General features: G+C 40.2%; 13 protein-coding genes. All 13 read right to left on the bottom strand.

The window, feature by feature from the left end:
- Positions 1-4: 4 nt before the first annotated feature.
- The 13 genes from ACSU6B_RS09180 to ACSU6B_RS09120 all read right to left on the bottom strand — a co-directional run bounded on the left by ACSU6B_RS09180 (position 5) and on the right by ACSU6B_RS09120 (position 13,999).
- Entirely contained in the window at positions 5-898 is an 894-nt protein-coding gene (locus ACSU6B_RS09180; RefSeq protein ID WP_214717874.1) for a carbohydrate ABC transporter permease, read from the bottom strand.
- Between the two features lie 68 nt (positions 899-966).
- Positions 967-2,262: an ABC transporter substrate-binding protein gene (locus tag ACSU6B_RS09175; RefSeq protein WP_410884572.1), complete on the bottom strand. Its 1,296-nt coding sequence runs from the start codon at positions 2,260-2,262 to the stop codon at positions 967-969.
- Positions 2,263-2,301: 39 nt separating this feature from the next.
- Complete coding sequence (locus ACSU6B_RS09170) at positions 2,302-3,321, bottom strand: LacI family DNA-binding transcriptional regulator (RefSeq protein WP_214998580.1); 1,020 nt, start codon at positions 3,319-3,321, stop codon at positions 2,302-2,304.
- A gap of 461 nt (positions 3,322-3,782) precedes the next feature.
- Positions 3,783-4,391, bottom strand: coding sequence for a YesL family protein (locus tag ACSU6B_RS09165; protein WP_410884570.1), 609 nt, complete (start codon positions 4,389-4,391; stop codon positions 3,783-3,785).
- Between the two features lie 255 nt (positions 4,392-4,646).
- Positions 4,647-5,321: a hypothetical protein gene (locus tag ACSU6B_RS09160; RefSeq protein WP_410884568.1), complete on the bottom strand. Its 675-nt coding sequence runs from the start codon at positions 5,319-5,321 to the stop codon at positions 4,647-4,649.
- A 136-nt stretch (positions 5,322-5,457) separates the two neighbouring features.
- The gene (locus tag ACSU6B_RS09155) at positions 5,458-6,420 is read right to left on the bottom strand and encodes a VOC family protein (protein WP_410884566.1); all 963 of its coding nucleotides are present in this window, start codon (positions 6,418-6,420) and stop codon (positions 5,458-5,460) included.
- A gap of 34 nt (positions 6,421-6,454) precedes the next feature.
- Positions 6,455-7,240, bottom strand: a complete 786-nt coding sequence (locus ACSU6B_RS09150) for an SDR family NAD(P)-dependent oxidoreductase (RefSeq protein ID WP_410884564.1) — start codon at positions 7,238-7,240, stop codon at positions 6,455-6,457.
- Positions 7,241-7,266: 26 nt separating this feature from the next.
- Positions 7,267-7,779: an aromatic-ring-hydroxylating dioxygenase subunit beta gene (locus ACSU6B_RS09145; RefSeq protein ID WP_410884562.1), complete on the bottom strand. Its 513-nt coding sequence runs from the start codon at positions 7,777-7,779 to the stop codon at positions 7,267-7,269.
- Positions 7,780-7,830: 51 nt separating this feature from the next.
- The gene (locus tag ACSU6B_RS09140; protein WP_410884560.1) at positions 7,831-9,135 is read right to left on the bottom strand and encodes an aromatic ring-hydroxylating oxygenase subunit alpha; all 1,305 of its coding nucleotides are present in this window, start codon (positions 9,133-9,135) and stop codon (positions 7,831-7,833) included.
- A 101-nt stretch (positions 9,136-9,236) separates the two neighbouring features.
- Positions 9,237-10,019, bottom strand: coding sequence for an aspartate dehydrogenase (nadX, locus tag ACSU6B_RS09135; protein WP_410884558.1), 783 nt, complete (start codon positions 10,017-10,019; stop codon positions 9,237-9,239).
- Positions 10,020-10,034: 15 nt separating this feature from the next.
- The gene (locus tag ACSU6B_RS09130) at positions 10,035-11,480 is read right to left on the bottom strand and encodes an aldehyde dehydrogenase family protein (protein WP_410884556.1); all 1,446 of its coding nucleotides are present in this window, start codon (positions 11,478-11,480) and stop codon (positions 10,035-10,037) included.
- Between the two features lie 13 nt (positions 11,481-11,493).
- Positions 11,494-13,182 (bottom strand): thiamine pyrophosphate-binding protein, encoded by a 1,689-nt coding sequence (locus tag ACSU6B_RS09125; RefSeq protein WP_214998572.1) that lies wholly within the window; start codon positions 13,180-13,182, stop codon positions 11,494-11,496.
- 25 nt (positions 13,183-13,207) lie between these two features.
- Positions 13,208-13,999, bottom strand: coding sequence for an SDR family oxidoreductase (locus ACSU6B_RS09120; protein ID WP_410884554.1), 792 nt, complete (start codon positions 13,997-13,999; stop codon positions 13,208-13,210).
- Positions 14,000-14,005 lie beyond the last annotated feature (6 nt).

Below are 14,005 nucleotides of genomic sequence, written 5' to 3'. Positions count from 1 at the left end.
CTTCTCACACCCCTTCCTTATTACTTAGTCTTTTACCTACTGTAAAGATTCCAAGGAAAACACCTGCAAATAGAATCGTCGCGAGTAATGATATTACTGCTATCGACATCCCATAACCATACTCCCCTGAAGTAAAGGTGGTACTGTACATAAACGTTACCAATACATCGGACAAGTGATTTGGTCCACCATTGGTTAATTGGAGTACGGTTTCAAAGATTTTAAAACAAAGGGTAATAACTAATATAGTGTTTAATTTAAACGTTTCATTAAGCAAAGGGATAGTAATGTTTACCAATTGCTTGAATTTACTTGCCCCGTCCATTTCAGCAGCTTCATAGAGCTCTGCTGGAATTAAAGTTAATCCCGCTAAAAATATCGTGGCAATATACCCTAAACTTTGCCAGCTTTGGACAATGGCAACTGAAAATGGAGTTAAGGTATCGCCGCCAATCCACTCAAAAGTAAGGGACTCCAGACCAATTTTCCCTAAAAAGGTATTCACCAAGCCAATTTGAGGATCTAAAATAAATACCCAAATTAACCCAACCATGATTGGCGCTATGATAGAAGGAGAATAGTTTATAGCTCGTAATGCACCTACACCCTTCATTTTCTTATTTAGTAATAGTGATAGCAAAAATGCACCGGGGATTAGAATAACTATGGTAACCAATAGGACGATAAAGGTATTCTTAAGCGCGATTATAAATATTGGATCATTGAATAATCGCTGATAGTTAGACAGTCCCACAAACTGGGGTACACCAATACCTGTAAAACTTGTAAAACTGTAATAGGTTGCAATTACTATTGGCATCATAATGTACATTAAATAGACTAGAATTGTTGGTAATAGCAGGATTATTTTGTTTTTATTATTACTAAACCATCGCATTTTTCCACCTACTTTATGAGTTGGCTAATGCAATAAACAAATCTATTACATTAGCCAATTACTGATAATTATTTAATTGCCGAAATTTTTTCATCCACAACTTTTGCCGCTTGCTCTGGGGTGTAAGTTCCATTAATTACACCATAAATACTGTCGTACATGGCACTTCCGATCGCTTCAGGAACCACAAGGTCAGGTTGGTTTTGTTGACTGTTCCAGCCTTCAAGCTGTACTTGATCAACTAACTTTTTAAACAATGGATGTGCAGCTTCATCTACATTCACCGTGGCATTCGTCATTGGGGCTACTTGGTTATCTACCATAATTTGAGTACCCTTTTCACCATAGTAGAACTTCAACAATTTCAAGATAGCTTCTTTCTTCGCTTTGTTCTCTCCTGCTTTTTTACTAACCAGCAACGGAGCAGAAGGTACAACTGAACTTACTTTTTGGTCGCCTACGCCATCAGTAAAGGTTGGTCCCCACCAAAAACCTACATCTTTTCCAATAGGGCTTTGTTCAATTTTTTGAACATCCCACATACCAGAATCCAACATTGCTGCTTTGCCCGCTAAAAATTGCTCAACGGCTTGGAAATAGGTTTGTGTAGTAACGTTTTTAGGAAACGCACCTAACTTCTGTAACTCACCGATTTTTTTGTAGTAGTTGACAAAGTCTGTGTTGTTATAGCTTTCTTTTCCTGCAAGAATATTATCGATTTTGTCAAAGTACCCATATCTTGAAAGCATTGTTAAAAAGGCCCATACAGAGTAATCATCTTTAGCACCTTTTGAAATCGTGGTAATACCGTTCTTTTCAAATACTTTTGTTGCTTCTGCTAAATCCTCAAAGGTTTCAGGAATCTTTACCCCGTACTTATCGAAAAGTGCTTTGTTATAGAATAGGCCCGTGATCAGTGGTTGATATGGTAAGCCGTACTGACGGCCATCCTTGTTAAAGGATTTGATCATGTTTGGTTTTAGTGAACTCTTAATATCTGGATTATCATCAAGAAATCCTGTTAAGTCCATTAACATACCAGCCTTCTCTAACTCAGCTGCTGAAGCTGGCAGCATCCAGAAAACATCCGGGAGTTTATCCGATTGAGATTGCATTTTAATACCTTTCACATGTTCTTGTTGCTCTTTCCCAATAAGGTTAACTTTAATATCTGGGTTTTCCTCCTGGAATTTTTCAATTACTTTATAAAAAGCAGGCTCTTGTTCTTTTGGATTCGCTACATGAATCGCAAAATCTATAGTTGTTTTACCATCTGCAGATGTTGCAGATTCTTTTTTTCCACAACCAGCTAGAATCAAACCAATAAGCATTACCAAACTTAATAAAATTTTAAATTTTTTCATGCTGAACCTCCGGCCATTTTTTAGGTTTAGTTATTAACCCTATAAGGAATTTCTAAGAACGATTGTCGATTCTATACAAATTTCTTCTGCCTCTTTTGTGTGATCCTCCAGCCTCTCTAAAAGAAGCCTTGCTGCGGTCTGCCCCATCTCAAATGATGGTTGTCTTATGGTGGTAATAGATGGCTCTGTTAGCTCCATCCAATTAAAATCATCATAAGCAATGAATGATACCTCTTCTGGGATTTGGATATTCTTTTCTTTTAGTACCTTGTAAACTCCCATAGCAATAACATTATTGACTGCTATAATGCCATCAACTTCTTGTGTAGAAAAAAGTTCTTTTGCCATTTGATATCCTTCATCAAAGGAGGACTCCCCTACAAATATTAGCTCTTCATTCAGTTCAATCTGGTACCTTCTAAGGACATCTTTATATGCCTCAAAACGCTCAATCGTACTTGAAACATCGATTGGACCAGAAAAGAAGGCAATTTTTCTTCTTTTCTTCTTAACCATCATTTCAATTGCTTCATAGGTAACAGAATAGTTATTAGAATATACTGTATCTACTTTTTTCGTTGAGTTCGGTTTGCGATCGACATAAACCGCTGGATATCTATTAAATGCTTCGTTAGTTTCATTACCAAGGTTAGAAGTAGGAGCAATGATTAATCCATCAATATACTCAATAAATTGTGTGTTAAACATATCGATTTGCTCTAGTTCGTCATTTATATTTTCACGAGAATTGCTAATAACCAACTTGTATCCTACTTTATTTAAGACACTTTCAACACCAATCGAAAGCGAGAGGAAAAAATCTGCTGAAGTATCATTTGGAAGGATCGGAATGATTAAACCGATCACTTTCGTATCTTTTCCCTTTAATGATTTTGCTACAGCACTCGGGGTATAATTCAACTCTTCCATTGCTTGAAGGACTCTTATCCGTGTATCTTCTTTTACAAATCTTGAAGAATTCATTACATTTGAAACAGTAGCTGTTGATACATTGGCTTTTTTAGCAACATCCTTTATGTTTGCTCTTTTAGTTTCCAAAAAACTACACTCCTAATTAATTCTCAATTTCTAACATTACTCGTTTAGTATTCTTAACTTGATTGTAATTAGTTAGTTTTTCTCACCTCCTATTTAATCGATTAACTAAATTTGTAAAAAAAAATATTGCTCCATTTTGATTTAATCGTTTAAATAATATTCTAAAATGAACCCTCGTACGATTAAATCATTGTATTTTTTATAATTAATCGATTAATTAAAAGGATAAATATGTAATAATCTAGATGTTGGATTCTCTATTTAATCGATTAACTAAACGGTTAAATAAAAAGGACGACCCAATATGTGCTATCCTATTTAATCGATTAAATGAATAATGAAATAAAAAAGGTTTGGTTACGACCTTATCTAATCGATTAAATATAAAAATAAGTTTCCTTTTCATGTAATCGTTTTCTATGATGTTAGTTTAATTTATTTTGAATTGTCTGTCAATATACCTAACTATAAAGTTTTTTTGCAGTTTTTTGTACAATCATTAAAACGAGTAAACTAAAAACGGATCCAGAAAACAATAAGGATAGGCCAGCTACCTTTAATGTCAAGAAATGTAGCAATAATAACCCTGTTAAAATATATAGGTTGGTCATCGGATTATTAAATAATATATAGAGAGAACTCTTAAAAATTTCTTTTTTCCCACGGGCGCCATAGATATAAACGACAAGGCTATATAAGAAAATCATGGCCAATAGAAACAACAATACATAAAATAATTTAACTACCAAGCTATTAAATGCAAAATCCAAAGAAGAAATAAAACGGATATCAGCAGCGACAATAATAGCTAATAAAATAAAAGGAAAAAATAGTAGGTTGCTCTTTTTGAACTCTTTTTTATAGAGTATAGTAAATTCCTTTATGATACTAAAATCACTTTTCTCCAAAAACATTCTTTTAATAATAAAAAACATAGCTATGGTTGCAGGAAAAATTCCTAATAGTACTCCACCTAAAAGTGTAAACGTCAGCCACAGAATATTAATATAGGCTAAATTGGAGATCCAGGTAGAAAGACTATGAAACTTGTTTAATATGCCATTATTCAAACTTAACCCTCCTCATTTTGCAGACAATTCCTAATTGTAAAAATTTAAATGTAGTTCAATTTTAAGACCTATGAAACAACTTTGTAAAGGCCATTATTTCATTTAATCCTCAATGCTTGCGAGCTTTGTGGACAACAGATAGTTGAAACCCCTATAGACGTTGGTGCCTGACACCAGTTAACAAAATAAAAATGGAAACAGCCACATTCATTTCGGGAATGTTTCTGTTTCCTTATATTTCCATACTCTATCGTTTTAAACTTTAGCCGACTGGGGGTCAGACCCCATTGCCCCTACAAAGGTAATCTCTAACTTTCCGTCCTGATTGGTAATTTCAATGACTTTTTCTTCAAAAAAGTATGGGGCATCATATTTATCTTGTTTCTTGATTGTTGCATAATTGTTTTTCGCGGTAAGAACTGGGAAAACTACATTTGTTTTCTTACCTCCACCGTTCTGCACAATCCCCACTTCAGCCATTAACATGACCTGTTTACTAGCGATGGCAAAAAACAATTGACCGATCTCTCTTCCGTTTTCAGTAATTTTCACATGCTGTAGTATCGAGAGAACACACACAATAATATCGTTAACTTGTTCATTGGATATGCTCTTTAACTCACAATCAACCAGCACTTGATTGATGCCATTTTTTATTTCCTTGAATGAAAATACCTCTTCGATCTTAAGAGCCGTGTTCATTTTTGCGAGATTAGCAAACTTTTTTCTTGTCTCGCAAAGATACTCCGTGACAACTCCGGGCTTCGTACCTCGGCTTACAACAAAGCCCGCCAGCTCCTGAAGACAGCTATTGCCATTGCTCTTATTGCTAAGTAGAATTAAAAAGGCGTATGCATCCTTCTCATCCAAGCGATTATCCAATAATTTTTCATAGTAATAATTAATTAATGTCCGTTCTTTTCTATCCATTTTCCGACCCCTAAACATAATGTTTTTCGAAACCTAAGTGTATTTTCCAACTTCTATTGTACAATTTTTCACAATGAAATACAGGGCCAATAAATAAGACAAAACGGAGAGTCCAAGGGCTCTCCGTTTTGTCTTATCAAAATCTTTCAAGTAATTCGATGATTACTTTGTATGTAGATGTAGTATCTATGTAAGCGTATCTGCCTTTACCGTTCCAGAAATTACCCCTTTGGATGACGGGATAGCCCATATCCTCCAGCAATTTCACTTTTTCCTCAATATCATTAACCACTAAAGAAATATGATGAACACCTTCGCCTTGTGTTTCGAGGTGTTTTTTCCAAGTGCTTGGTGAATCACCCGGCTCAATTAATTCAAGTTGAAGTAAGGGGGTATTAATAAACATATATTTCGAGTCAGCTTCAGTTGGCTTTCCTTCAAAAATAACCTGAGTAAGTTCACTCGGACCGGATTGAATGACCGGAGGTTTTTCCACACCCAATAACTTGCAATACGCTTCGGCAGCGGCATCCAGATCTTTTACGACAATTGCCAACTGCTCGATTTTATTGGTTCCTAATAAAGGGGTGAAGATATCTGTGGTAGGGGCCGTATCCCTCGGAACAGCACTTTCTAGGAGTTCCATTAGTGTCTTATGACTTTTTAACGTATCCACATAAACATATCTTCCATCACTAGACGTAAATTCCCCGCTCTGCAGCAATGGGTAACCGTTCTCCTCAAAAACAGGAAGTTTCTCTTTAATAGAATCGACATCAAAGGCGATATGATGAATTCCTTCCCCAACAGTATCCAAAAATTCACGCATCATCCCAGGTTCTTGGTTGGGTTCAATCAATTCGATTTGCACTGTTGGGGTGTTTAAAAATACTAGTTTACTACGGGAATCAGTTGGCTGACCTCGAAAGAACACTTTAGAAACTACACTATCGCCTGTTAAGAACCAATTTGGTTTTGGTATCCCAAGCAGTTTCGCATATGCTTCCGATGCCTGCTCAATATCACGAACCACGAAAGCAATTTGGTTAATGACGTTATTTCCAGCTAACGGCTTATTTTCCGTCAATGATTCGGTCAATTAAATTCACCTCAATTAGTAATTCGGATACAAATCAACCTAGTCCGCGAACAGCTAATCCCCCATCACTTGAAATCACTTCACCTGTAATCGCGCGGGCCTGATCCGAAGCTAGAAGGAGATAAGCCCCCACATGATCTTCAGACTTCATCGCAATTTGAAGGGGGTTCCGTTTTTTTATGCTTTTCTCTTTCGTCTCATTATCGACCATTTTTACAAAAGGCTGCAGTGGTGGAATGACATGTAATGCTGTTAACGTACCTCCAGGCGCCACCGCGTTCACCCGGATTTCCGGTGCTAATTCAAACGCCAGTTGGCGCAATAGTCCAATTTGAGCATGCTTGCTTGCTGTATACCAAACCCCTCCGCCATCCGGATAGAACCCCGCACCTGAGACAGTGAAAATCATATTTCCTGATGTTTTCTTTAGTTCCGCAGTGACTGCCTTTGCCCCATTAAAATATCCCTTTACATTGATATTGAAGAGGAGGTCATAAGCATCTGACATGGCTTCCGGTGTGACGGTTTCAAATTTGGCAAAACCATCGAATACACCTGCATTGGCCACAAAGACATCTAACTTCCCAAATGTTTCTACAGCCGTTTGCACTGCTCGTACATGATCATCATAGATCGTAACGTCGCCATCAATGCATTGAACCTGTTCCCCAAATTGCTGTTTGAGCTCATTTAAGCCTGCTGCAGACCGATCAAGGATAGTCACAACGGCACCCTCTTTTACAAATGCCTCGGTGACAGCCCTCCCAATCCCGGAGGCACCTCCGGTCAAATAAATTGATTTCCCACTAAGCTGAGCCATCAAGGTGCTCCTTTCTACGTTGGCTTCTATACAAATATAGCCAGATTTCTAGTATTTAAAGTCGTTTGATCTACAATGAATACGCGCTTAGAAAGCTTCCATTCCCCGTCAACATACGTGAATTCATCCAGACGTTCACCTGAAATTAAATCGTGATGAATATCGGTACTTCGGCTGCGATAAATCGTCAAATAGCTGTTAACAACCGCTGTTTCATTGGGAACATACTCAAGAAGCCTTACATTATTGACAGACCTTCGTGTACGAGACGGCGGGATTTCGGCCCAGGCGTAATCTGTTTTTAAACGGTCCACGCGAATTTTCAATAATTCAATGTCATCATTAAAAGCAAACATATCGAATGAATAATCGGGACGTTCAATCCCTTCCTTATTAACCCTTACCGGCATTTGATAAGAAATGTCTGGGTGCAGCAAGCTAAACCAGCCATCAAAATCAATATCATCGAGAAACTTCGCTTCCCGGTATAACCATTGCTCCATTTCAAAGGTTGCAAGCATCTTCTCTAAACTCATCATGACTCCTCCAATCTTTTTTGTAGGCGCTTTCTCTCTTCAAAAAATAAAACCTTAAGAAGTCATGAGATCGAGCCAGTAACGATAAAAGTTCCTTTGATTGGCCTCGGTGAATTTATCATCAAAAACGACACCCGGGCCAATAAAATCTTCCACAGGCTTTCGATGTAAGCCCATCGTATAATTAAAGGTCAGCTGTTTCACTAATGGCATCGTCCCGGAGGCTGCCGCAGTAATATCGGTAAATACCTCTGTGTCATCTTGTTCAAAGATTCCTGACGGGCTGAAGGTCAAAACAAACGACTCACGCGAACGTCTTTTCCAATCGGCTGAAGCATTTTTCTCCACTAAAAACCAAGTGATCACTTCCATTTTATCGACACCAACCGGCCGCCATAGACGAACCGAAGTATTCGAAATCAACTGGCCTTTTACCTTCGTATGAGAAATTAAGAAAGATAGATTGGGAAAAATATTGCCAATCATATTTTTTAGATTAGACAAAACGTTATACTGATCTGCTGTTAAATTTGACTTATATTCTTCTTTAAGTTCCTCTGGAAAGGCAAAATCAGGATTAGGCGTGCCTAGATTTAAGCCATGCCCCTTGTCAGTATGAATTTGATAACCCTTTTTGGAATAGGTAGCACCTGGGACCATTCCCAATTTGACAATCGAGCCATGCGTAACCATGGTATGATACGAATCACCCACAAAGTTATCCGCGCCAATTTTCCAGTTCGAATGAATAATAAATCGTTGCGGCGGCCCCAATACTTCCATTTCCGCCCGGCCTGCCAAAATATCGAGATACCATTTAAATTCGCCTAAGAAATCTTCTAATGGTTCAGCCTCGTCATTCCACGTCCCGAACATAAGACCCTTGTAGGTTTCGATTCTAACTTGATGAAGCCCTAAACCAGATTTATCAAATCCCTCACCATAAATATCTTTTTGCAGCGGTACCCCAACACAATCCCCATTGTTTTTAAAATTAAACCCATGATACGGGCAAGTAAAAGAAGATTTATTTCCTGCATCCGCCCGGCAAAGCTTCATGCCGCGGTGGGTACACATATTATAGAGACAGCGAATTTCACCATCAGCGCCTCGTGTAATAATGACGGAATAACCAGCAACATCTCTTGTAATGAAATCATTTCTATTGGGAATTTCTGATTCATGACCAACAAATATCCATGTTTTTAAAAACAGCTTTTTATGTTCAAGATCATAGATTTTTGGATCTCCTAATAGAGAGGCAGGAATCGCGCCAATTTCCGGCTGAACGGATTCACTTAAGTATTCAACTACATCTTTTTGCGACATGTCTTCTAGATTTATGTTTGTTTTAACCATCAACTATTCCCCCTAACACTATTTTTCTTATACTTTTTCCAGGAGAATGAGATCAAAAATCTTCGGGTTTCCCCTGTTCTTCCTAATAAATATTTTAACATTTATCCCACTTTAATGACCGCATCTATATTTTTCAATGCTGACAACACACTTAATGCAGCCAAGTAACTTGTTTTGGGATTATTAGGCATCGGATCATTTTCCACCTTTAGTGATAATGTTCCGAATGAACCAGTCGCCTCGATTGAATGACTATTCTTCATCACAGCTGGATCAGAAATAATTTTAACACCTGTTTGATCCGATCCTAGCCCTGCTAATGACAAGATGATTGATACATTAATATTTTTCGGGAATAATTCAATCGCTTCTGCAGCAGAGCCCTCGAATATCACTTGTTCTCGATCGGCAGGAGCACCAGGCAATGCTTGTGGAGGTTTCCTAGTAGTAATAGAAACAGCTTCTAGTTCGCCGATGGATTTCGCCGCTTTTAGGACATCTAATCCGCTAATGGCACCTGATGGTAAATAAATTTTTGTGCCGCTTTCTTTACATATTCTTTCTAGATTTCGAAAAAAATCTTCATCGGCTAAGGCGCCAACACTGCTTAACACTAAATCTTTACCGCTTGCTAAGATCGCCGCTGCATAATCCTTCACCACTTGAATGGTCGCCGCTTCAACAACAAGGTCAATATTAGACTGGATAAGTGATTGAATATCCGAATAGTTTTCTACTGCAAACTCAGCAGCAAGCTCCCCGGCTGCGTGCTGATTCCGTGTATAAATACCTACAATTTTACCATCTGAAAGAAGACCATCGGTATTGATGCTTTGAAGGAGGAACTTTCCAATATTTCCTCCGCCAATTAATCCTATTCTCATCTGATACCCTCCTTCTTAGTTGGCCAAACCATATGAATCAGCAAAATATTCGAGTCCGCAATGTCTCGTTTCACGGGACAAGCCGCTTTCTTTTAGGCCAGGAAAATCAAGATGGAGATCCTGGAAAACCGTATGATTATTATGAAAGACAGCGCCTGCTTCTAATCGATCAGCTAATTTCACGGCGAGTAATTCATCTTCCGTCCAAACAGACGCTCTTAACCCGAATTCACTGTCATTAGCGAGCCGCACTACTTCATCTACATCTGAAAACGGTAGGATCGGAATAACTGGGCCAAATTGTTCGGCACGAACGATTTCACTCTGTTGGTCCACACCAGTAATGATCGTCGGCATAATAAAATAACCTTGTTCCCACGATTCCGGATCTAACTGAATTCCTCCAGTAATGACATTTGCTCCTGATTCACTTGCTCGATTGATCAGGCCATTTACATAGTCATATTGGGATTTGTTATTTAATGGACCCATTTCAACATCCGGTTGAATCCCATTCCCAACCCGAATACGGCTAAATTCCTTCGTTAATTTATCAATAACTTCCTCATATCTGGATTCGTGCACATAGATCCTTTTGATGGCGGAGCACACTTGCCCTGCCGCGCGAAGAACCCCAAAACGGAGACGTTTGATTGCTTCGTCATCCAACTTAGCATCAGCAAGGAGAATTGCTGCATCATTCCCGCCCAGCTCCATATACAGCTTCTTTACCGTCCCAGCAGCAGAACGCATAATTTCTTTGCCTGTTTCCGTACTGCCGACGAACGCAATCGTACGGACGCGCGGATCAGAACAAAGGGCATCACCAATCACACCCCCAGAACCGGTGACAACATTGATAACCCCATCTGGAAAATAGGAAGCTACCACTTTTAAGAACGTCATGATCGTTAATGGACAGCTGGTTGCAGGCTTAACGACCACCGTATTTCCTGTCAACACAGCGGGAATGACCCGCTTAAAGGTAAGAATCAGCGGTGAATTCCAGGGAGAGATGATAGCTGCAACCCCGCGCGAACGCTTGCGGATTTGCACCTTTTGACCTCCAGACAAACTCTCAGGTTTCCACCATTCTAGTAATTCTTCTGCCCCTTGTTTCATAATATCAACTACTCGAAGCAAATCCTTTTTCGCTTCAACCAGGACCTTGCCATTCTCGCGAACTAACAAACTGACATTCTCTTCCACGATTGATTTAATCTCATCTGCCGCGAGCTTCATCCGGTTTGCCCGATCCTCTATGTCACTTTGAGACCAGCTTTGATAGACTTTAGCAGCCGTTCCCACCGCTTGATCTACATCCGCTTTTGAACATAAGGCAACTTCACCGACCACTTCACTCGTATGTGCTGGATTGGTAACATTGGCTGTTCTTTCCGCTTGAAGCCATTGCCCGCCAATCAGGTATTTTCCTGAAACAAATGGATGTGTTGAAATCACACTAAATTCCTCCCTATAACTTTTTCGGTTTGAAAGCATCTGCTGCACCTGGAGGGCCTCCAAAGGGTTTCGCCATTGGTCCGACCGCTTCCATGTCTACCACAATCATCGTTGGCTTTTTACCAGCAACGGCCTTCTCCAGTTCTGTGACAAATTCTGTGGCTGAACCGATCCGTGAGGCATCAAATCCCATCGATTGAGCTAGTAGCACAAAGTCAGGGCTCATTAAATCAACGGCAACTTGACGACCATAGGCCGCACTTTGAATATTTCGAAGCACCCCGTAACCCGCATCATCAAACAGGACCACAATCAACGGTAGTTTTTCCTGGGCAGCAGTGGCCATTTCACCGACATTGACCATAAATCCGCCATCGCCTGCCATCAGCACAACCGGACGATCCTTAAAAGCCATTTGCGCACCAATCGCTGTTGGCAACCCTTGGCCAATCCCGCCGCCGGACGCGTGAATCGATGTCCTAGGTTGATAGATTTCAAATAAGCGGCTTCCCCACACATTCGCCTGAACGGTTACATCCCGGACTAAAATCGTGTTTTCTGGTAACACGTTTCGCATCCCATCGAGGATTTGCTCATAAGGACCCAGTGTTGCTCGTAACTGTGTCCGCAATTCTTCCCGAACGGACTGTACTTCATCAAGATAGGCAGGATCTGGAACGATTGATTTTTGCGATAATGCTTGATTTAAGCCTTGTAAAATTTGTTTCGCATCACCTACTAATCCATAGGTCGCTTCATAGTTACGATTAATCGCCTGCCAATCCGCGTCAATCGAGATATGTTCTTTTGGAACAGGGACTTTCCAATTGGCTGTTTCATTCCCTCTAAAACGAACCCCAATACTGATCAACAGGTCTGAATTTTTCAGTAGGGTTTTCGTTAATTCATTCGCAGCAAAGTGACCGATACATTGTGAATGATTTTCAGGAATGCTTCCTTTTCCAGATTGGCTTGTGATCACGGCCGCCCCAATCGTTTCTGCCAACGCGGTAACCTCATTTGAGGCGCCAGAGGTAATCACTCCACCTCCTGCCCAAATGACCGGCCGGCGAGCATGACTAATTTTGGCTAATGCCTCTTCAGGAATGGACGGAATGGTATTATTAGTTGGAGCTTTTATACTGATATCCTCAATCGGATGATTAGGGATAATGGCTGATTGAAAATCAATGGGGATTTCAAGTGTTACTGGTCCTGCCGGATAGGCAAACGCGTCTTGTATGGCTTGCCGGACGACGGCAGCTGCCTGCTCTGGTCTTCTTAAGCGAACTGCTTTTTTACAAGACCCTTCCATCATCGACAACTGGTCTTTACATTCATGGATATATCCTCTGCCCGTTCCTAAGTAAGGGGAAGCCACCTCACCAGTAAGGTGAAGAACAGGTACACCTGCGGCCCAAGCTTCAATTAACGAACCTGCCGCATTACCGGCACCTGTTCCCGTACTCGTAATCACGACTCCCAATTTACCCGTTGCTCTGGCATAGCCATCTGCCATATTTGCCGCGCCGCTCTCACCGCGGGAACAGACTAAATGAATGCTTCCTTCCCGGAGAATCGCATCATAGATCGGCATATTGTGGATACTGACAATTCCAAACGCTGTTTCCACTCCAGCACGGACAAGTTCTTTTACAACTGCATCTGCTGTGGTATATTCCATCTGATTTTGTTCGCTCATCATTCATTCCTGCCTTTATCAGTAATTAAAGCGCTTTCCCCAGCGCTCCAGCTGTTTCAATGGTTGAACCGGCTACATAACTTGCTTTGCTTGATGCTAAAAATAAAATCACACTGGCCACTTCTTCTGCTTCGCCAACTCTCCCTAAAGGGATATTTCGCTTTTTGGCTAAATCAGAATAATAGTCTTCTGCGTTCATATCTGGGGCATTTTTCAATCTTCTTCGCTCCCATTGATCGGTACGAATCAACCCTAAACTCACTGAGTTGACTAAAATATTATCTGATGCAAGCTCTTGTGATAGAGTCTTACTTAAATTCAATAATCCGGCTCTTGTTGCCGCCGTTGCAATCATATGTCTTTCCGGCTCTTTCGCTAACGTAGCATTGATATTGATGATGCGGCCGCCGCCATTCTTAACCAAATAAGGATGAACCGCCTTCACCGCATAAATAATCGCAAAGTATTTCAATTGGATTTGCTGCTCCCATTGTTCATCCGTCACATCAAAAAAGTAACCCATGACACTTTGTCCAGCAGCATTCACAAGGATATCAATCCCGCCAAAGTGTGTGGCTGTCCCGTTGATAAACGCGTTAACATCATTCTTATTAGTCACGTCACAGGTTGCTGCAAAAATCGAATCGGCTGGTCCAAATTTCAGCAGGTGATCATAGGCTTTTTCTTTCCGCTCGCTATTTCTGCCGCAAACCGCTACGCGGGCACCTTCCTGAAGAAACATTTCTGCCGTCTTTAAGCCAACTCCAGAGGTTCCTCCCATGATAACCGCTACTTTACCCTTTAATCCTAAATCCATCCTGAC

The organism is Neobacillus sp. C211 (assembly GCF_051842875.1).
Lineage (GTDB): Bacteria > Bacillota > Bacilli > Bacillales > Cytobacillaceae > Neobacillus.
The sequence above is the reverse complement of the archived record's forward strand: the minus strand, read 5'-3'. Positions and strand labels throughout refer to the sequence as shown.

Excerpts from the sequence above, each read along its gene's own strand:
- ACSU6B_RS09180 (WP_214717874.1), bottom strand. The coding sequence starts at position 898 with ATGCGATGGTTTAGTAATAATAAAAACAAAATAATCCTGCTATTACCA.
- ACSU6B_RS09175 (WP_410884572.1), bottom strand. The coding sequence starts at position 2,262 with ATGAAAAAATTTAAAATTTTATTAAGTTTGGTAATGCTTATTGGTTTG.
- ACSU6B_RS09160 (WP_410884568.1), bottom strand. The coding sequence starts at position 5,321 with ATGGATAGAAAAGAACGGACATTAATTAATTATTACTATGAAAAATTA.
- ACSU6B_RS09150 (WP_410884564.1), bottom strand. The coding sequence starts at position 7,240 with ATGGCTCAGCTTAGTGGGAAATCAATTTATTTGACCGGAGGTGCCTCC.
- ACSU6B_RS09145 (WP_410884562.1), bottom strand. The coding sequence starts at position 7,779 with ATGATGAGTTTAGAGAAGATGCTTGCAACCTTTGAAATGGAGCAATGG.
- ACSU6B_RS09140 (WP_410884560.1), bottom strand. The coding sequence starts at position 9,135 with ATGGTTAAAACAAACATAAATCTAGAAGACATGTCGCAAAAAGATGTA.
- nadX (WP_410884558.1), bottom strand. The coding sequence starts at position 10,019 with ATGAGAATAGGATTAATTGGCGGAGGAAATATTGGAAAGTTCCTCCTT.
- ACSU6B_RS09125 (WP_214998572.1), bottom strand. The coding sequence starts at position 13,182 with ATGAGCGAACAAAATCAGATGGAATATACCACAGCAGATGCAGTTGTA.
- ACSU6B_RS09120 (WP_410884554.1), bottom strand. The coding sequence starts at position 13,999 with ATGGATTTAGGATTAAAGGGTAAAGTAGCGGTTATCATGGGAGGAACC.